Annotated in this window: 16 protein-coding genes and 2 pseudogenes; 11 read left to right on the top strand and 7 right to left on the bottom strand. The window is 72.9% G+C overall.

The window, feature by feature from the left end:
* Window positions 1–12 precede the first annotated feature (12 nt).
* Complete coding sequence (locus tag OJ254_RS25735) at window positions 13–1,509, bottom strand: alpha/beta hydrolase family protein (protein ID WP_265364270.1); 1,497 nt, start codon at window positions 1,507–1,509, stop codon at window positions 13–15.
* On the bottom strand, window positions 1,506–2,081 hold the full coding sequence (locus tag OJ254_RS25730; RefSeq protein WP_265364269.1) for an ArsR/SmtB family transcription factor: 576 nt from the start codon (window positions 2,079–2,081) through the stop codon (window positions 1,506–1,508). Before OJ254_RS25730 ends, OJ254_RS25735 begins: the two co-directional genes overlap by 4 nt.
* A gap of 49 nt (window positions 2,082–2,130) precedes the next feature.
* Between OJ254_RS25730 and OJ254_RS31925 the strand changes: the two are divergent.
* Window positions 2,131–2,268, top strand: a pseudogene (locus OJ254_RS31925) (AraC family transcriptional regulator); the annotation flags it as partial.
* Window positions 2,269–2,420: 152 nt separating this feature from the next.
* Window positions 2,421–2,723 (top strand): hypothetical protein, encoded by a 303-nt coding sequence (locus OJ254_RS25720; protein WP_265364268.1) that lies wholly within the window; start codon window positions 2,421–2,423, stop codon window positions 2,721–2,723.
* An 8-nt stretch (window positions 2,724–2,731) separates the two neighbouring features.
* Here OJ254_RS25720 and OJ254_RS25715 read toward each other — a convergent pair whose 3' ends face one another.
* The 3 genes from OJ254_RS25715 to OJ254_RS25705 form a co-directional block, all read right to left on the bottom strand.
* Window positions 2,732–3,157, bottom strand: a complete 426-nt coding sequence (locus OJ254_RS25715; RefSeq protein WP_265364267.1) for a hypothetical protein — start codon at window positions 3,155–3,157, stop codon at window positions 2,732–2,734.
* Window positions 3,158–3,318: 161 nt separating this feature from the next.
* Window positions 3,319–4,842 (bottom strand): aldehyde dehydrogenase, encoded by a 1,524-nt coding sequence (adh, locus tag OJ254_RS25710; protein WP_265364266.1) that lies wholly within the window; start codon window positions 4,840–4,842, stop codon window positions 3,319–3,321.
* A gap of 68 nt (window positions 4,843–4,910) precedes the next feature.
* Window positions 4,911–6,224 carry a GAF domain-containing protein gene (locus OJ254_RS25705; RefSeq protein WP_265364265.1) on the bottom strand — a complete coding sequence of 438 codons (1,314 nt, stop codon included), beginning with the start codon at window positions 6,222–6,224 and terminating at the stop codon, window positions 4,911–4,913.
* A gap of 345 nt (window positions 6,225–6,569) precedes the next feature.
* On the opposite strand from OJ254_RS25705, the gene OJ254_RS25700 reads away from it, so the two are divergent.
* Window positions 6,570–7,226, top strand: coding sequence for a TetR/AcrR family transcriptional regulator (locus tag OJ254_RS25700; RefSeq protein ID WP_265364264.1), 657 nt, complete (start codon window positions 6,570–6,572; stop codon window positions 7,224–7,226).
* A gap of 71 nt (window positions 7,227–7,297) precedes the next feature.
* Here the strand turns inward: OJ254_RS25700 and OJ254_RS25695 are convergent, their stop codons facing one another.
* Window positions 7,298–8,623 (bottom strand): glycoside hydrolase family 18 protein, encoded by a 1,326-nt coding sequence (locus OJ254_RS25695; RefSeq protein WP_265364263.1) that lies wholly within the window; start codon window positions 8,621–8,623, stop codon window positions 7,298–7,300.
* 362 nt (window positions 8,624–8,985) lie between these two features.
* On the opposite strand from OJ254_RS25695, the gene OJ254_RS25690 reads away from it, so the two are divergent.
* The 3 genes and pseudogenes from OJ254_RS25690 (at window position 8,986) to OJ254_RS25680 (ending at window position 12,589) form a co-directional block, all read left to right on the top strand.
* Complete coding sequence (locus OJ254_RS25690; RefSeq protein ID WP_265364262.1) at window positions 8,986–10,158, top strand: acyl-CoA dehydrogenase family protein; 1,173 nt, start codon at window positions 8,986–8,988, stop codon at window positions 10,156–10,158.
* A gap of 162 nt (window positions 10,159–10,320) precedes the next feature.
* Window positions 10,321–11,501, top strand: a pseudogene (locus OJ254_RS25685) (Rv3169 family protein).
* Entirely contained in the window at window positions 11,498–12,589 is a 1,092-nt protein-coding gene (locus OJ254_RS25680) for a phosphotransferase family protein (protein ID WP_265364261.1), read from the top strand. The pseudogene OJ254_RS25685 and the gene OJ254_RS25680 overlap by 4 nt, the downstream one beginning before the upstream one ends.
* Before the next feature lie 76 nt (window positions 12,590–12,665).
* On the opposite strand, the gene OJ254_RS25675 is transcribed toward OJ254_RS25680, so the two are convergent.
* Window positions 12,666–13,091, bottom strand: coding sequence for a hypothetical protein (locus tag OJ254_RS25675; RefSeq protein ID WP_265364260.1), 426 nt, complete (start codon window positions 13,089–13,091; stop codon window positions 12,666–12,668).
* 208 nt (window positions 13,092–13,299) lie between these two features.
* On the opposite strand from OJ254_RS25675, the gene OJ254_RS25670 reads away from it, so the two are divergent.
* The 5 genes from OJ254_RS25670 to fxsA all read left to right on the top strand — a co-directional run bounded on the left by OJ254_RS25670 (window position 13,300) and on the right by fxsA (window position 19,027).
* Entirely contained in the window at window positions 13,300–13,740 is a 441-nt protein-coding gene (locus OJ254_RS25670; protein ID WP_265364259.1) for an Lrp/AsnC family transcriptional regulator, read from the top strand.
* A 68-nt stretch (window positions 13,741–13,808) separates the two neighbouring features.
* Entirely contained in the window at window positions 13,809–15,449 is a 1,641-nt protein-coding gene (locus OJ254_RS25665; protein ID WP_265364258.1) for an amidohydrolase, read from the top strand.
* A gap of 510 nt (window positions 15,450–15,959) precedes the next feature.
* Complete coding sequence (gene lnt, locus OJ254_RS25660) at window positions 15,960–17,633, top strand: apolipoprotein N-acyltransferase (RefSeq protein WP_265365304.1); 1,674 nt, start codon at window positions 15,960–15,962, stop codon at window positions 17,631–17,633.
* On the top strand, window positions 17,630–18,385 hold the full coding sequence (locus OJ254_RS25655; protein ID WP_265364257.1) for a polyprenol monophosphomannose synthase: 756 nt from the start codon (window positions 17,630–17,632) through the stop codon (window positions 18,383–18,385). Before lnt ends, OJ254_RS25655 begins: the two co-directional genes overlap by 4 nt.
* Before the next feature lie 81 nt (window positions 18,386–18,466).
* Complete coding sequence (gene fxsA / locus OJ254_RS25650; protein WP_265364256.1) at window positions 18,467–19,027, top strand: FxsA family membrane protein; 561 nt, start codon at window positions 18,467–18,469, stop codon at window positions 19,025–19,027.
* Window positions 19,028–19,095 lie beyond the last annotated feature (68 nt).

Below are 19,095 nucleotides of genomic sequence, written 5' to 3'. Positions count from 1 at the left end.
CCGCGGTGTTCCTCACGGGCGCAACGTCCCCCACCACAGCGCCCACGGCACGAACAGCACGGCCGCCGTCATCAGCGACGCCCTCGCCACCCCGGTCCGGGCGGGCGGCCGCGAACTCCCCGCCGTGCGGGGCTCGTTCCACCGGCGCCAGGCCGCGACACCGGTCAACGCGACCACGGTGAGGCTCAGCGCCTGCGCCACCAGCCATCCCAGGGGACGTCCCGCCACCACCGGTCCGGCCGCACCCCCGTCGCCCACCACGAAGACCGCAAGGGGGCACAGCACCGCCGTTGTCACCGCGAGCAGGCCCAGCCCGGCCAACCAACGCCGCAGGGCCGCACCCTGGGTCGTGCCGGGCCGCGGGCGCCGCGCGATCCGTCGTAGCGCCCCGCTCACCGGTGAGGCGGCGAACCCGAGGAGCAGCAGTACGGGAGGCAGCCAGGCGTACCAGGCGCCGGGCGCCGGTGCGCTGCTCGCTGTCTGCGGCGGTGCCGGGGCGGCGCTGGACCGGGGAGGGTGACCGGAGGCCACCGCATCCACCCAGGAGGCGAGGGTGTGGACGTAGCCCGGGGCCAGCGCCCCCAACAGCTTGCCCTGATAGCGCGGTCCGGCGATCCGGTCGAAGCCGTCCGAGGTGCGGTGGCCGTTGTGGGCGGCACCCCGGAGGAAACGGGTGACGACATGCCGGTTGCCCGCCTCGGCCAGCACGCGCCGGAACACCCGCGCGCTCTCACGGGGCGGCACCTGCCTGTCGTGATCGCCCCACAGGGCCAGCACCGGTGTGTGGTGCATCCGCCTCAGTGCCGGCAGCGGATCGAAGTCCGCCTCGGGGAACCGGCCGGTGGAGTCGACGAGTCGGGCGGTGGGCCCCTGCACGGCGGGGAGGAAGGACCCGGCGACGCCGCGATGCCGCAGATGGGTGGTGAGGTTCCAGGTCTGGGTGCGCAGGGGCGGGAGACCCGATCCACCGATCGTGACCACGAAGCCGACGTCCGAGGAGCGCGCGGCGGCCAGCGGGGCGACCCAGCCGCCCTCGCTGAACCCCCACAGACCGACGTGGTGCGGATCCACCCCCGTCCGGCCACGCAGCAGCCGCACCCCGGCCAGGGCGTCCTCGGCCAGCAGGCCGAAGTCGACGTCCATCCTGGAGTAGCGCACCGTGCGCTTGTCGTACACCAGCGTCGTGATCCCCGCGCGGGCGAAGGCCTCGGCCTCCTGCCGGTACTCCTCGCGAGGACCCGGCCCCGACCCGCCGACCAGCACGATCCCGGGCCGGGCGGGCGCCCCCTGTGCCGTGACCGCGCTCAGCACCGTCCCGTGCAGAACGAGCCCCTCACCACCCCGGAAGGAAACCTCCTGGCGGACCAGGCCCATGCCGCCGGGGACGCGCCCGGGCGACCGGTGACCGTCGGCCCGGGCTGCGCCCGCCGGTATCAACAGGGCGGCGAGGACCACCGTCCCCACCACGGCCGCCAGCGCGGATATGCGTCGACGGAACGAGAGCCTCACGCCGTGCCGTCCTCTGCGCCGACCTCGGGAAACCCGAGCAGACGTACCAGGACGGCGCGCGCATCGGGAGCCGCTTCCTCCTGCGCGGGGGAGTACCGGTGGAGCAGCGCGATGTACTCTTCGAAGAACTCGCGGAGTTGGGCCGGGTTGAGCCGTAGCGTGGCACGGGAGAAGAGCGCCGCGTCCGCCCAGGGGCCGAGGGTGTCGCGTGCGGCCTCGAACTGCCGGGCGCTGTCGAGGAGTTCGGCGAGGTTCAGCCGGTGCATCTGGGTCAGCGCCTCGCGCATCTGCGGCGTCTGCCGGCTGTACGGCGGGAACCGGCGGTCCCCGGGCACCGCTCGCCACCACCGCTCCCGCCCCTTCGCCAGCTCGGGCGCTTCCTCGATGAACCCGTGCTGGGCCATCCGGCGCAGGTGATAGCTGGTCAGCCCGGTGCTCTCGCCCAGTTCGCGGGCGAGGGTGGTGGAGTTGGCGGGGCCCTTCCGCAGGCACTGCTCGATCTTCTGCCGCATGGGGTGCGCGAGCACCCGGAGGGCCTCCACGTCGCTGATTTCCTGAGGTTCGGGTGGCATGCGCGGCAGCCTAGAAGTTGCAAACAGTCCTTGCAAGGGAGATTTGCAACTCCGGGACAGCCGTCCCGCCACCACCCACTGGCGGGAGGCCGACCGGCTCCAGCGGATGTTCACCACCCTCCGCGTCCAGCCCGACGTCCTGTACGTCGACGACGGCGACGTCCTCACCTCCGCCGGGGTCGCCGCCCGTCGACCTCGTCGCCCACCGCGCCGGATTCGGCACCGGCATCTCCCTGCGCCAACACCTCCACACCGCCCTCGGTGTCAGCCCCCAGGCCTACCGCCGCACCTTCCGCCACCGGCAGGCAGCCGCCTGACCGGTGCCGGCCCCTCATTTCGATGCCCCTTCGGGCCGAAGCCGTGCCCGGCGAACTGCCCTCCCCGGCCGTCCACGCCCTTGAGGATCAGTACGCGGGCTCCGGGTCACCGGCCTCGTCGACGGTGGACACGGTCATCGCGTGCGGATCGCGCAGCCCGTCCGCGACGGCCGACCACATCGGACACCAGCAGCACCTCGCCCAGCTCACCGCACGCTGGGGCACCCGCTACATACGCAACGGCAAAACCATCTGGGCGGAACAGCCGTTGGAGCCGGCGTCCACGGCGGCCGTGACCGATGCGGATTCGGCGGCCGAGGGGTGATGCCTTGCTCACGGCCGCAGGCGCATGCTCCAGATGACCTCACGGTCCTCGGGTCCTTCCGGCAGCCCCACCGGGTCCTCTCCGCCGCGCAGAGCACTGATCCGGCTGCACAGCACGGACCCTGACCCGCTTCTCGAATGAAGGGCAACAACGCCGTACCGTTCGCGCCACGGCGGGGACAGTTCGGAGAACTCCAGCATCTGCTGGGATTCGCTGTCGCTCGCGGTGCGAAGCTCAAGTGATGCGTAATGAGTGACCAGTCGCATGGCGCGCACGCCTTCGAAGAGCAGGTCCAGGCAGCGGGCGTCCCCACCATCCGGCACGGCGCGCAGGAGCAGTTGCGAGTGCCCGACCCCGTAGCGCCAGACCGTGAAGGTGCGCGGAGAACGGAACAGAATCGCAGAACTGGAGCCGTCATTCGCATGACGTGCCAACGGGGCGACCTCCTCGGTACCGAATGATCCGCTGCCGGGTATGCGGAGACCGGCCGCCTCAGCAGAGCTCGTTCGCAGCCCGGAGTCTTTTCCCACTCAGCACACCGGACGGAGGGCGCCTGACGGGCACAAGCCCCCGTCAGGCGCCCTCCGTCAGGCGTCTAGAAGAACCCCAGCTTCTTCGGAGAGTACGACACCAGCAAGTTCTTCGTCTGCTGGTAGTGGTCCAGCATCATCTTGTGGGTCTCGCGGCCGATGCCGGATTGTTTGTAGCCGCCGAAGGCGGCGTGGGCCGGGTAGGCGTGGTAGCAGTTGGTCCAGACGCGGCCGGCCTGGATGGCGCGGCCGGCGCGGTAGGCGGTGGAGCCGTCGCGGGTCCAGACACCGGCGCCGAGGCCGTAGAGGGTGTCGTTGGCGATGCCGATGGCGTCGTCGAAGTCGGCGAAGGGGGCCACCGCGACCACCGGGCCGAAGATCTCCTCCTGGAAGACCCGCATGTCGTTGTTGCCCTCGAAGACGGTGGGGCGGACGTAGTAGCCGCTCTCCAGTTCGCCGCCGAGTTCGGCGCGGGTGCCGCCGGTCAGGATGCGGGCGCCCTCCTTCTGGCCGATGTCCAGGTAGGAGAGGATCTTTTCGAGCTGGTCGTTGGACGCCTGGGCGCCGATCATGGTGTCGGTGTCCAGCGGGTGGCCCTGGACGATCTTCTCCGTACGGGCCACGCCGGCCGCCAGGAAGTCGTCGTAGTGGCCGCGCTGGATCAGGGCGCGGGACGGGCAGGTGCACACCTCGCCCTGGTTGAGGGCGAACATGGTGAAGCCCTCCAGCGCCTTGTCGAGGAAGTCGTCGTCGGCGGCGGAGACGTCGTCGAAGAAGAGGTTGGGGCTCTTGCCGCCCAGTTCGAGCGTCACCGGGCGCAGGTTCTCGGAGGCGTACTGCATGATCAGCCGGCCGGTCGTGGTCTCACCGGTGAAGGCGATCTTGGCGACCCGGGGGCTGGACGCCAGCGGCTTGCCGGCCTCGACGCCGAAGCCGTTGACGATGTTGACCACGCCGGGCGGCAGCAGGTCCGCGACCAGGCTCATCCAGAAGTGGAGGGAGGCGGGGGTCTGCTCGGCCGGCTTCAGGACGACCGCGTTGCCGGCCGCCAGCGCCGGGGCGAGCTTCCAGGCGGCCATCAGGATCGGGAAGTTCCACGGGATGATCTGGGCGACCACGCCGAGCGGCTCGTGGAAGTGGTAGGCGACGGTGTCCTCGTCGATCTCCGACAGCGAGCCCTCCTGGGCCCGGAGCGCCCCCGCGAAGTAGCGGAAGTGGTCGACCGCGAGGGGGATGTCGGCCGCCAGGGTCTCGCGTACCGGCTTGCCGTTCTCCCAGCTCTCGGCGACCGCGAGGGCTTCGAGGTTCGCCTCCATCCGGTCGGCGATCCGGAGGAGCACGGCGGCGCGTTCGGCGGCCGAGGTACGGCCCCAGCCGGGCGCGGCCGCGTGCGCGGCGTCCAGTGCCCGTTCGACGTCCTCGGCGGTGCCGCGGGCGATCTCGGTGAACGGCTGTCCGTTGACCGGCGTCGGATTCTCGAAGTACCGGCCCGATGCGGGCGCCACGAACTCGCCGCCGATCCAGTGGTCGTAACGCGGCAGATAGCTCATCACGGCATCGGCGGAACCCGGGCTGGCGTAACGGGCCATGAGGCGGCCTCCCCATCACTCTCGGCGCTGTGGCCCGCCGCTCCCGTGCGGCGGGCGATGGGCGCACCCTAGGACCGCGGAGGTTGCCGGAACGTTGCGACCCGCGCGGCGGCCGGGGCTTGTGCCGCGCCGCCGGTCAGACCGTACGCGGCGCGCAGCCGGTCCGCGGTGGCGCGCGGGGCGCCACGGGCCGGTGACCGCTCCGGCAGCGCGTCCACCAGGGCCTCCCAGACCTCCAGGTCGTCCTCGCCCCAGGGCGTACGGGACCACGCGCCCAGCAGCCCCGGATCGCCCCCGGCGAGCAGCGCGGTGCGCAGCCGGCCCGTGAGAGCGTCCCGCAGCCGCCGCACGCCGGGCGCCTCCGACGACGGCAGCAGCGGGCCGTCGTAACCGTCCAGCGCGGACCACGGATCGCCGGCCGCCAGCCGTTCCTCGACCGTGCCGAGATCGGTCTCCACCGGCCGGCTCAGACGGTACGGCCGCGAGTGCAGCAGTCCGCCGACGAGCTGCCGCAGCCGGGACAGCTCGGCGCGCAGCGTCACCGGGCGCATCTCGCGCTCGCCGTACAGCTGCACCGCGAGCTGATCACCCGTCAGGCCCGCGGGATGGCGGGCCAGCAGCAGCACGATCTCGCTGTGCCGGCGCCCGAGCCGCAGCCGCCGGCCGTCGACGACCAGCAGCGCCTCGTCCCGGCCGAGCACGGACAGGCATGCGCCCGGTTCCGGCGCCCCGGCCGCGAGATGGGCCTCCGCGGCCCGGGCGGTGGCCTGCACCAGGGCCAGGCTGTGCGGGCTCGCCAGATGGTCGCCGCCGGTGATGTCCACCGCGCCCAGCAGCCGCCCGGTCCGCGGATCGTGCAGCGGTGCTGCGGCACAGGTCCAGCGCTGCACCTGCCGGTTGTAGTGCTCGGCGGCGAAGATCTGCACGGCGTGGTCGGCGGCGAGCGCGGTGCCGGGGGCGTTGGTGCCGGCGTGCGTCTCGTCCCAGCGCGCGCCGACCACGAAGTTCATCCGCTCGGCGCTGCGCCGCACCCCGCGGTGCCCCTCCACCCACAGCAGCCGCCCCTGCTGGTCGCAGACGGCCAGCAGATGCGCACCGTCCTGCGCGAAGCTGCCGAGCAGGTCCCGGAAGACGGGCATCGCGCGGGCCAGCGGATGGCTCTCGCGGTGGGCCCGCAGCGCCGCGTCGTCCAGTTCGATCGGCGCGACGCCGTCCCACGCGGCCCGCGCGTGCGCGGACCGGCGCCAGGACTCGGCGACGACCCGGCGGACCGGCGGGGCGACGGTCCCGTCGGCCAGGAACGCGGCATGGGCCCGGCGCACCGTGCGGGTGCGCTCCACCGGATCGGCGCCGGCCTCCATCGCCAGCCAGGGGTTGACCACGTGTCACCTCTCCGCAGCGGCTCCTGCACCGTACGTGCCGATGGTGCTCGGCCGGGACGGAACCGTAAACCCCGCGCGCCGTCGCTCAGGCGTGCCGGGAGCCCGCCCGCAGCCGCAGGCCGTCCGCGGTGATCAGGTCCGAGGTGGCCAGGGCCCGTTCGGCGTCCACGTCCGTCATGTAGACGAACGGCGGCACGACCGGCGGGTTGAGCTCACTGCGTCCTCCCCGGGGCAGCGGTCGAATGCGCGAGGGAAGTGCCGGTGGAGCCCTGCGGGTGCGGCCGCAGGTGATGACGCTCTGTCATACTTCGCGAAACGCTTGGCAGTTGGAGACTAGGGCGGATTTTGAATAAGAGTCAACAGCGCGGTGCGAGCGGCTCCCCGGCCGCTCGCGGCACCGTGCGCTCCCAGGCGCGCCGCGCCGAACTGATAGCCACCGGACGGAAGTTGTTCGCCGACACCTCCTACGACGCGCTGTCGATGGACGACATCGCCCGCCAGGCCGGCGTCGCCAAGGGCCTGATCTACTACTACTTCACGAACAAGCGCGGCTACTACCTCGCGATCATCGAGGACGCGGTCGCCGAGCTCGTCGAGCGGGCCGGCGCCACCCATGACCTGCCGCCGGTCGAACGCGTCCAGCGCACCGTCGACGGCTATCTGCGCTACGCCCAGCACCACCAGGCCGCCTACCGCACCATCGTCACCGGCGGGGTCGGCTTCGACGCGGAGGTCATGGCGATCCGCGACACGGTGCGCGCCCGGCTGCTCGGCACCATCGCGCTCGCCGCCTGGGGCCGTACCGACCTCCCGCCGCTCGCCCGCACCGCGCTGACCGGCTGGCTCTCCAGCGTCGAGGGCGTCACCCTGGACTGGATCGGGGAACCGGAGCTGCCCCGCGAGACGGTGGTGGCGCTGCTGGTGCGCGGGCTGGGCGCCACCCTCCGGCTGATCGAGGAGTTCGAACCGGCCTGCCCGGCCCCGCCGCGGCCACCCGCCTGACCGGCGGGGCGGCATGCCGGACGGGCGGGAGGCCGCCACCTCCCGCCCGTCCGCGTTCCGTGCCCCAACGGCTAGTTGATCGCCTTGATCAGCTCGCCGTTGGTGGTGTCACCGCTCAGTTCCCAGAAGAACGTGCCGCCCAGGCCCTGGGCGTTCTTGAAGGCCATCTTGGTCCCGATGGTCTCCGGGGTGTCGTAACTCCACCACTGGTCACCGCACTTGGCGTAGGCGGTGCCGCCCACCTTGCCGGTGGCCGGGCAGCGGGTCTTGAGCACCTTGTAGTCGTCGATGCCGGCCTCGTACTTGCCCGGCGCCGCGCCGGTCGCCGTGCCGCCCGGTGCGTCCTGGGTGACGCCCGACCAGCCGCGGCCGTAGAAGCCGATGCCCAGCAGCAGCTTGCTCGCCGGCACCCCGAGGCCCTTCAGCTTGGTGATGGTGTCGGTGGTGTTGAAACCGGCCTTGGGGATGCCGTTGTACGACGAGAGCGGGGAGTGCGGCGCGGTCGGGCCCTTGGCGTCCCAGGCGCCGAAGTAGTCGTACGTCATCGGGTTGTACCAGTCGACGTACTGGGCCGCGCCCGCGTAGTCGGCGGCGTCCATCTTGCCGCCGGCCGAGGCGTCCGCGGTGATCGCCGCGGTCACCAGGTTGTTCTGCCCGAACTTCGCCCGCAGCGCCTTCAGGACGCCCGTGAAGGCGTCCTTCCCGCTGGTGTCGCAGGTCAGCCCGCAGGCGTTGGGGTACTCCCAGTCGATGTCGATGCCGTCGAAGACGTCCGCCCAGCGGGGGTCCTCGACCAGGTCGTAGCAGGACTGGGCGAAGGCGGCCGGGTTCTTGGCGGCCTCGCCGAAGCCGCCGGACCAGGTCCAGCCGCCGAAGGACCAGATCACCTTGAGGCCCGGGTGCAGCTTCTTGAGCTTCCTGAGCTGGTTGAAGTTGCCGCGCAGCGCGCCGGCGTCCCAGGTGTCCGCCTTGCCGTCGACGCTCTGGTCGGCGGTGTAGGCCTTGTCGTAGTCGGCGTAGGAGTCACCGATGGCGCACCTGCCGCCCTGGACGTTGCCGAAGGCGTAGTTGATGTGCGTCAGCTTGGCCGCCGACCCGGACGTCTCGATGTTCTTGACGTGGTAATTGCGGTCGTAGACACCCCAGTTGGTGAAGTATCCGACCACCTTGCCGCCCGCCGCGGCCGGCTTCGCCGTGGGGACGGCGGCCGCGGGGGAGTGGGAGGCGGCCGGGGGCACGGAGGGGTGCCGCGCAGCGGCTCCAGCCGGGGTGGTGGCGGGCGACGGGTGGGCCGAGGCCGGTCCGGCGAGCAGGGTGCCGGCCAGCGCCGCGGTACACAGCGCGGTGGCGGCGGCGATCAGCCGGCGCGGCGATCGCATCCGGTGCGGTCTGAGCATGTCGTCTCCTCGGAGGGGGCGAGGGGGAAGCCTTGATGACCTGCGTTCCGAATTGGCATGAACGCGTTGAACGTTGAGGAGAAGGTAGAAGGACTAGACCAGTGCGTCAATGGTTCGGACCAATTTCACCGGCGGCCGGTAGCGGCACCGCGTGCCGTCCGGGTAGCGGGCCGGAACCCGTACCCCGCTGTTGATCAACCCGTGACGCGGAGCCGCCGATCGGGCATACTCCTAGCGCCACAGCCGCAGGTCATCGCCTTCCGAGACCCGGAAAGCGATCATCGGCCTGGCACCACGGAAACGGCGCCGCCGCCCACCCCGCGCGCGTCGCCGCAGCGCCCGACAGGGAGGAGAGCGCCGCCATGACCGAGTACGGCCCCCGGCCGGTGGACCGCAGGCTGCCCACGGAGGAAGCCCGCGACCTGATGACGCTCGTGCGAGAGCTCGCCGAGCGGGAGATCAGGCCCACCGCCGCCGAGGAGGAGGACGCCGGCCGCTTCCCCCGCGAGACCTTCCGGCTGCTGTCGGAGTCCGGACTGCTCTCACTGCCCTACGACGAGGAATTCGGCGGGGGCGGCCAGCCCTACGAGGTCTACCTCCAGGTCGTCGAGGAGCTCGCGGCCGCCCGCCTCACCGTCGGCCTCGGCGTCAGCGTGCACACCCTCGCCTGCCACGGCCTCGCCGGCTACGGGACGAAGGAGCAGCGCGCCGAACACCTCCCCGCCATGCTCGGCGGCGGCCTGCTGGGCGCCTACTGCCTCTCCGAGCCGTCCTCCGGCTCCGACGCCGCCTCGCTGACCACCCGCGCCGAGCGCGAGGGCGACACGTGGACCCTGAGCGGCACCAAGGCCTGGACCACCCACGGCGGCGTGGCCGACTTCTACACCGTCCTGGCCCGCACCGGCGGCAGCGGCGCCCACGGCATCACCGCCTTCCTCGTTCCCGGCGACGCCGACGGGCTGAGCGCCGCCGCCCCCGAGCGCAAGATGGGCATGAAGGGCTCCCCGACCGCCCAGCTGCACTTCGACGGCGTCCACGTCCCCGACGCCCGCCGCATCGGCGACGAGGGCCAGGGCTTCGCCATCGCGCTGTCCGCCCTGGACTCCGGCCGCCTGGGCATCGCCGCCTGCGCCGTCGGTCTCGCACAGGCGGCGCTGGACGAGGCGCTGTCGTACACCGCCGAGCGCCGGCAGTTCGGCCGCCCGCTGGTGGATTTCCAGGGTCTGCGCTTCATGCTGGCCGACATGGCCACCCAGATCGAGGCCGGCCGGGCGCTCTACCTCACCGCCGCCCGGCTGCGCGACGCCGGTCTGCCGTTCTCCAAGGAGGCGGCGATGGCCAAGCTCTTCTGCACCGACACCGCGATGCGGGTCACCACCGACGCCGTCCAGCTCCTCGGCGGCTACGGCTACACCCTCGACTTCCCGGTCGAGCGCTACATGCGCGAGGCCAAGGTCCTCCAGATCGTCGAGGGCACCAACCAGATCCAGCGGATGGTCATCGCCCGCCACCTCGCGGGCCCGGAAGGCCGCTGATCCCCACCGGGCGGGCCGGTGCACCCGGCCCGCCCGCTGCCGTCGACACCTCTCACCCCACCGGGGTCTGGCCGTCCGTGCCGAGCTGACGTACCGTCAACTCCCCGCCGCGGCCCGCGAGTCCAGGCGGTGCCCGGCCTGCCCGAGCGCCCAGGAGGAGAAGTGTCCGACCGTCCCATCGCGCTCGACGAATACCCCATCCACCAGGTCCCGCTGTCCCTGCGGCACGTCGCCACCGGCGACCGCAACGCCTACGACCGGTGCATCTTCCACGTCCTGGACCACTCGGGCCGGGCCCTGCTGATCGCCGGCCTCGGGGTCTATCCCAACACCGGCGTCATCGACGCCTACGCCACCCTCCGCCTCGGTGACCGGCTGCACGCCGTACGGGCCTCCGACGCGCTCACCGACGACCGGATGGCGCTCACCGTCGGCCCGCTCACGATCACCGTCGAGGAGCCGCTCGCCCGGCTGCGGCTGACCTGCGCCGCGGACCCCGGCGACCCGGACGGCCTGGCATACGACCTGACCTGGACCGCGGCCTTCCCGGCGACCTGGGAACCGCACCACACCCAGTACCGCGGCGACCGGCTGACGCTCCAGGCGCGGCGGTTCGTCCAGGCGGGCACCTGTACCGGCCGCATCCGGGTCGCGGGGGAGGAGATCGCCGTCACGGCGGGGGAGTGGACCGGGACCCGCGACCGCAGCTGGGGCGTCCGGCCGATCCCCGGCGAGGACCCCGGCCGGGCCGGGGAGGAGCTGCGGCCCGAGGGCTTCCACTGGATCTGGTGCCCGGTCCGCTTCGACGACCGGTTCGTCATGGTCATCGTCCAGGAGGACGCCGACGGGTACCGCACCCTGAACGAGGCGCGGCTGGTCCGCCCGGACCGCCCCGACGTCCAACTCGGCTGGCCCCACACGGACATCACCTACCGGCCCGGCACCCGGCACCCCGAGCGCGCGGTCGTGCAGCTCACCGGCCCGGCCCGCGAACCCCTGGACCTCACCGCCGAGATCCTCACCTCCTCGCCCCTGGCTGTCGGCGCCGGCTATCCTCCCCCAAGCTCTCAACTCCGTTCGAGCAGGGGGACCCCCACCCCGACCCCGACGACGACTGGCAGCACGGCACCTGGCGCGGCCGCGGCTGGACCGACCGGCGCAGTTACGACCTCAAGGATCCGGCGGCGCACCCCCTGGCCGCCTACGGCGTCACCGACCACGCCGCCCGCTTCACCCTCGACGGCCGCACCGGCTACGGGATCTTCGAGCACGGCAGCTTCGGGCGCCACGACCCCAGCGGTTTCACCGGCTACGCGGCGGTGGCCCCGGAGACGGACCGATGAGCACTACGCCCCGGCCCCGCACCACCACGCGCGACCCCGGCGAGCTCACCTCCCGGCTCACCGCCTGGCTCGGCACCCGGCTCCCCGGCGCCCGTGCCACCCACACCACCGTCCCGGGCTCCAACGGCATGTCCAGCGAGACGCTGCTCTTCGACATCGAGCACCCCGAGGCCCAAGTGCCCTCGTGCGCACTGCGGCTGGCCGCCGACCCGGCCGCGTACACCGTCTTCCCGCGCTACGACATGCCCCGCCAGTACCGCACCATGCGGCTGGTCGCCGCGCACACCGACCTCCCGGTGCCCCGCACGCTCTGGCTGGAGGAGGACCCGGCGCACCTCGGCGCCCCGTTCTTCGTCATGGCCCGGGCCGACGGCCGGGTGCCGCCGGACGTCATGCCCTATACGTACGAGGGGAATTGGCTCTTCGCAGCCACCGACGCCGAACGCGACCGGCTGGAGGCCGCCAGCGTCGGGGTGCTCGCCCGGCTCCACGACCAAGTCCCGCTCGCCGAGGCCGATTTCCTGGCCGACGCCGGAACCGGGAGTGCCCTGCGGCGGCACGTCTCGGCCCAACGCGCCTACTACTCCTGGGTCGTTGCGGGAAAGCCCCGCTCGGCGCTGATCGAGCGCGGCTTCGCCTGGCTCGCCGACCACTGGCCCGCCGACCCCGGCGAAACCGTCCTGACCTGGGGCGATGCCCGGATCGGCAATATCGTCTACGACGGATTCGAACCCGCCGCCGTGCTCGACTGGGAAATGGCCGCGCTCGGGCCCCGGGAACTGGACCTGGGCTGGATGATCTACCTCCACCGCTTCTTCCAGGACCTCACGGAAGGCAGCGGCCAGCGGGGACTGCCCGGCTTCCTGCGCCGGGACGCCGTCGAGAGCCGCTACGCCCGGCTCACCGGGCACACCCCGCGCGACATGGAGTTCCACACCCTCTACGCGGCGCTGCGGCACGCCGTCGTGATGCTGAGAGTGGCCTACCGCCAGGTGCACTTCGGGGAGGTGCCGGTACCGGAGGACGCCGATGCGCTGATCCTCCACCGGGCCAGTCTGGAGGCGATGATCGAGGGCCGGTACTGGTGAGGCGCTGAGGCCGGGCCCTGGGCCCCCGTACGCCTACGAGGACTGCCGCGGCCGACGGACGGCCGCGGGCGGGACGTCAGGCGCTGCGGCGCATCCGCGGCACCCGCAGCGGGCGGGTGCCGGGCCCGCCGATGTGCGAGAACGGCTGGCGGCGCCAGTCCAGGCCCTCCGGCAGGGTCAGCAGCACGGCCGCGTCCTGCTCCTGGGCGTCCAGCGCGTCCTCGGTCTCCGGGGCCTCGGCCACCGGACGGCCGGAACCCTGGCACACCGTCAGTCCGAACGGGTTCCACGGAGTCGGGCACAGCGCGTGCTCGGGAAGGGCGTCCTCGTCCGCCAGCAGCGCGATCGGCTGCAGGCAGTCGGGGCAGGTCACCCGGTAGATCTCAAAGGTGTCGAAGGCGTCGTACGCGTCGTCGTCGCCGGTGAGGCCGGAACTGTCGCCCTCCTGGGCGCCGATGTTCGCGGCGGCGGAGTCCTGCTGAAGGCGTCGCATGATGTCCATCCCCCTCGGGTGGGCCGCGGGGACCGCTGACTTCCTTGACGGGCGATCCTGGCCACCACCAGCAATTCCCTTCATGCCGCGCGCATAATCGCGGCTGCCCCGCGGACACGGGTTCACCCATGTGGCATTGGTCACACGAGAGGGCGCGGGGGTGTCCACGATCCGGCGCGCGATGCGCATACGCGCCCGCGCACAGTAGGTTGAACGGGTGGAGGAGTTGGACCGACAAATCGTGGATCTGCTCGTCAAGGACGGGCGGATGAGCTACACCGACCTGGGCAAGGCCACCGGCCTGTCCACCTCGGCGGTGCACCAGCGGGTGCGCCGCCTGGAGCAGCGCGGTGTGATCCGCGGCTACGCCGCGATCGTGGACCCGGAAGCCGTGGGCCTGCCGCTCACCGCCTTCATCTCGGTCAAACCCTTCGACCCCAGCGCCCCCGACGACATCGCCGACCGGCTGGCCGAGGTCCCGGAGCTGGAGGCCTGCCACAGCGTCGCCGGCGACGAGAACTACATCCTCAAGGTCCGGGTCGCCGCCCCGCTCGAACTGGAGCACCTGCTCACCCGCATCCGCAGCCTCGCCGGGGTCTCGACCCGCACCACCGTGGTGCTGTCCACCCCGTACGAGTCCCGCCCGCCGCGCATCTGAGGCGGAAGCACACCCTGGGGCACCCCCTGCGTGCGGAGCGTGCCCGCGCAGGGGCCAGACTGTCCGGTATGAGCGAGCACATCCCCGAGCCGGCTTCTCCCCGCACCGTTCTGCTGCGCGGCGGTGAGGTGCACAGTCCCGCCGACCCCTTCGCCACCGCCATGGTCGTGGAGGGTGACCGCATCGCCTGGGTCGGTGAGGAGGGCGCGGCCGACTCGTTCGCCGACGGCGTCGACGAGGTCGTCCGGCTGGACGGGGCGCTGGTCACCCCGGCGTTCACGGACGCACATGTGCACACCACGGCCACCGGGCTCGCCCTCACCGGCCTCGACCTGCTCGGCGTCACCTCGCTGTCCGACGCGCTGGCCCGGGTCCGGGCCTACGCCGACGCCCGCCCCGCGGACCGGATCCTGCTCGGGCACGGCTGGGACGCCAGCGCCTGGCCCGAGGGCCGCCCCCCGTCCCGCGCCGAACTGGACGCCGCCACCGGCGGCCGGCCGCTCTACCTCACCCGGGTCGACGTGCACTCCGCGGTCGTCACCACCGCCCTGCTGGACCTGGTCCCCGGCATCCGCGACCGCGTGGGGTTCCGCGCCGACGCCCCGCTGACCGGCGACGCCCACCACGCGGTCCGCCGCGCCGCGTTCGCCACCGTCACCCCCGCCCAGCGCGCCGAGGCGCAGGCCGCCACACTGGCCCGGGCCGCCGCCCTCGGCATCGGCAGCATCCACGAATGCGCCGGCCCGCAGATCTCCGGTGAGGACGACTTCACCGCACTGCTCGCCCTCGCCCGCCAGGGGACCGGCCCCCGCGTGGTCGGCTACTGGGCCGAGGCGGTCGCATCCGCAAAGGATGCCGAGCGGATCCGCGAGCTCGGCGCGATCGGCGCCGCGGGCGATCTGTTCGCCGACGGCTCGCTGGGCTCGCACACCGCCCATCTGCACGCCCCGTACGCGGACTCCGACCACACCGGCACCGCGCAGCTCGACGCCGACGCGGTCGCCGCGCATGTCGCCGCCTGCACCGAGGCCGGACTGCAGGCCGGCTTCCACGCCATCGGCGACGCCGCCCTGACCAGCGTCGCCGACGGCGTACGGGCCGCCGCCGAGCGGGTGGGAACGGACCGGATCCGGGCCGCCCGGCACCGCGTCGAACACGCCGAGATGCTCACCGGGGCCACCATCGCCGGCTTCGCCGAACTGGCCCTCACCGCCTCCGTCCAGCCCGCCTTCGACGCGGCCTGGGGCGGCCCCGACGGCATGTACGCCGCCCGCCTCGGCGCCGAGCGGGCCGCCACCCTCAACCCGTACGCCGCGCTGCTCAAGGCCGGTGTGCCACTCGCCCTGGGCTCCGACAGCCCGGTCACCGCGCTCGACCCCTGGGGCACCGTGCGCGCCGCGGTCTTCCACCGCACCCCCGCCCACGGCATCTCCGCCCGCGCCGCCTTCACCGCCCACACCCGGGGCGGCTGGCGGGCCGTCGGCCGGGACGACGCGGGCGTCCTGGTGCCCGGCGCGCCCGCCGACTACGCGGTCTGGCGCACCGGCGACCTGGTCGTCCAGGCGCCCGACGAGCGGGTGGAGCGCTGGTCCACCGACCCCCGCTCGGGCACCCCCGGCCTGCCCGATCTCACGCCGGGCCGGGACCTTCCGGTGTGCCTGCGGACGGTCGTCGGCGGGCGCACGGTCTTCGGGCCGCCGAACGAGTGACATCGGGCGGGCAGGTCCCTTCGCGGCCCGTGCTTGCCGCTACTCGCCCCACCAGGGGCCGCTCGTTGCTGACCTGGGACGACGCGAAAACGACGCAGGCGGAGCACCTGTTGACAGCAGGCGGTCGGCGGCCGGTAGGTTCGGCCGAGTCCACCACAGGACGTCCGACCGGGAGACCTCCGCGCAGTCGTCGAACGCAGCTGGGCCATGGGGCGGTGCGCCGCGGCACACCGCCACTGGGAGCCAGGTCCAGCACCAGCGGTACGGGGCGACGGAGGGTTTCGGCTGGTCGGCAGGTGCGACCCGGGTGGGGCCCGGACGCTCAGTAGACAACGGCTCTCGGTCGACCCGCAGCCAGCGGGTCCCAGGTCGGCCCGAAGGGCGCCCGGGCCCCTATCCGCACCCTCTCCCGCGTTCTTCACCTTCTGCGCACCCCGGACCCACGATTCCGGTCATCCGATGTACGGTCACCTCACATACGCATGACCTGCTGCAGGAAGGCCCGTGACCGTGCCGTCGGGTTCCGACACCACCCAAGAAGCCGTGCGCGGCCTTTCGCCCGGCGGCGCGGCGCCGCCCGTCGCTACCGACGCCCCGGTCGCCTCCGTACGCCCGGGACGGGCCCGCCGCCTGCTCTCCCTGGTGCGCCGGGAGGCGCTGCGCACCGGTCTCACGGTCGTCTCCGGTGTCGCACTGGGCCTGGCCTTCCCGCCGTACGACCTGTGGCCGCTGTCGCCGCTGGCGGTGGCCGCGCTGGCCCTGCTGACCCGCGGCCGGACCGCCCGGCAGGGCGCCTGGACCGGCCTCGCCTTCGGCCTGCCGTTCTTCCTGATCCTGCTCAAGTGGCTGCACGTCGTCGGCTGGGACGCGGTGGTGGGCCTTTCGATCGCCGAGACGCTCTTCGTGGCGCTGCTCGGCGCCGGGCTCGCGCTCACCTCCCGGCTGCCGGCCTGGCCGCTGTGGGGCGCCTGCCTGTGGGTCGCCGAGGAATGGGCCCGCGACCGGCTGCCATTCGGCGGCTTCCCGTGGGGCCGGCTGGCCTTCGCCAACACCGGCTCGCCGTTCACCCCGCTCGCCGCGGTCGGCGGCGCCCCGCTGGTGACCTTCGCGGTCGCGCTGGCCGGCACGCTGCTGGCGGCCTGCGTCGCCCTCCTGTGGGGCCTGCGCGGCAACGGCTCGGTGCGCCGGGCGGTGCCGGCGCTGGAGGCGTTCGGGCTGGCTGCCGCGGTCACCGCGGCCGGGGTGCTGGTACCGGTTCCGACGAAGGCCGACGACACCGTCGACATCGCCGTGGTCCAGGGCAACGTGCAGCAGGCCGGAATGGACTTCCTGGGCCGTCCCATGAAGATCCTCGACAACCACGCCACGGCCACCGAGAAGCTCGCCGCCGACATCAAGGCCGGCCGCGCCAAGAAGCCCGACCTGGTCATCTGGCCGGAGAACTCCTCCGACCTCGACCCGTTCCAGTACCCGCAGGCGTACGACCGGATCGACGAGGCGGTCAAGGCGATCGGGGTGCCGGTGCTCGTCGGCGCCCTCGTGGACCATCCCTCCAAGAAGGGCTACGTCTTCAACGAGGGCATCGTCTGGGACCCGAAGAAGGGGCCGGGCGCCTCGTACACCAAGCAGCACCCGGTGCCGTTCGGCGAGTACGTACCGTTCCGGGAGCAGCTCAGCAAGATCATCACGCGTTTCCAGCGGGTGCCCCGCGACTTCTACCCCGGTGACCACACCGGTCTGCTGCAGGTCGGCCCCGCCAAGCTCGGCGACGTCATCTGCTTCGAGGTCGCCTACGACGAGATCGTGCACGACACCGTCGGTGCCGGCGCCCGGGCCCTGGTCATCCAGACCAACAACGCCACCTACGGGCGCACCGGCCAGCCCGAGCAGCAGCTGGCGATGTCCAAGCTGCGCGCCGTCGAGCACGGCCGCGCGGTGGTCACCGCGGCCACCAGCGGCATCAGCGCGGTGGTCGCTCCGGACGGCACGGTCACCCACCGGATTCCGGAATTCACCCAGGGCGTGGTCTCCGCCCGCATACCTCTGCGGAACGAAACGACGCTCGCCGACCGCGTCGGCGCCGCACCTGAATGGGCGCTCGCTATCGTGGGCCTTCTGTCCTGTGCCGCCGCGGTGATCGGCGGCCGGCGCGGGCGTACGAAGGACGAGAAGGGGCAGCAGTGACAGACGGTCAGCGGCGGTACGGTCCGCTCGGCACCACCTTGGTGATCATCCCGACGTACAACGAGGCGGAGAACATCAAGCCGGTCGTCTCGCGGGTGCGGGCCGCCGTCCCCGAGGCGCACGTCCTCGTCGCGGACGACAACAGCCCGGACGGGACCGGCAAGCTGGCCGACGAACTGGCCGCCGAGGACGACCAGGTGCACGTCCTGCACCGCAAGGGCAAGGAAGGCCTCGGCGCCGCCTATCTGGCGGGCTTCCGGTGGGGCATCGACAAGGGCTACGGCGTGCTCGTCGAGATGGACGCCGACGGCTCGCACCAGCCCGAGGAACTGCCCCGGCTGCTGACCGCCCTCAAGGGCGCCGATCTGGTCCTCGGCTCCCGCTGGGTGCCCGGCGGCCGGACCGTCAACTGGCCCAAGTACCGCCAGTTCATCTCCCGTGGCGGCAGCACGTACTCCCGGCTGGCGCTGGACCTGCCGCTGCGCGACATCACCGGCGGCTACCGCGCCTTCCGCGCGGAGACCCTCCAGGGGCTCGGGCTCGACGAAGTGGCCTCCCAGGGCTACTGCTTCCAGGTCGACCTCGCCCGGCGCGCGGTACAGGCCGGCTACCACGTCGTCGAGGTGCCGATCACCTTCGTCGAACGGGAGCACGGCGACAGCAAGATGAGCCGGGACATCGTCGTCGAGGCGCTGTGGCGGGTGACGGCCTGGGGCGTCGGCTCCCGGCTGGACAAGCTCCGCGGCCGCTGACCTCGGTGCCCGCGGCCCGTACGTGATCCGTTCCCGTCACCCACGGGCGGTCCGGCGGGGCACGCCAGGCACACTTGAGGCATGACGTTCGGAGCCACGCCCCCGCCCGGTCCCCGCCCGCCCCAGCGCTCGCGCACCCGCAGGTTCGCCCCCTTGGGCATCGCGGCCTGGATGGTGCTGGAGATCTGGCTGCTGACCCTGGTCGCCGGGGCCACCAACGGCCTGACCGTCTTCCTGCTGCTGGTCGCCGGGGTGATCGTCGGCGGGTACGTGATCAAGCGGGCCGGCCGCCGCGCCTGGCAGAACCTCACCGAGGGTCTCCGGTCGGGCGCCGATCCGGCCGCCGCGCCGCCGGCGTCGCCGGACGACGACCGCCGGGGCGGCGGCAATACGCTGCCGATGGCCGGCGGTCTGCTGCTGATGATCCCCGGGCTGGTCTCCGATGTCCTCGGGCTGCTCTGCCTCTTCCCGCCGACCGGCCGGCTGATCCGGCGGCGGGCCGAGAAGCTGCTGAACCGGCCGGTCGCCTACGCTCCGGGGTCGTTCGGTGACGCCTTCCAGCAGGCCCGGATGCACCGGCCGGACGGCAAGGTCGTCCAGGGCGAGGTGATCCGCGACGACGAGCCTCCCCCAAGCTCTTAAGGAGGAGCAGGGAGGTGCCCCCACCCCCGCGCCGCCAGGACCCGCCGCTGACCGGCTGAGGAGCCGGG

The organism is Streptomyces endophytica (assembly GCF_026153355.1).
Taxonomy (GTDB): domain Bacteria; phylum Actinomycetota; class Actinomycetes; order Streptomycetales; family Streptomycetaceae; genus Streptomyces; species Streptomyces endophytica.
Note: the sequence above shows the minus strand (reverse complement) of the source record. Positions and strands in the feature narration are given on the sequence as shown.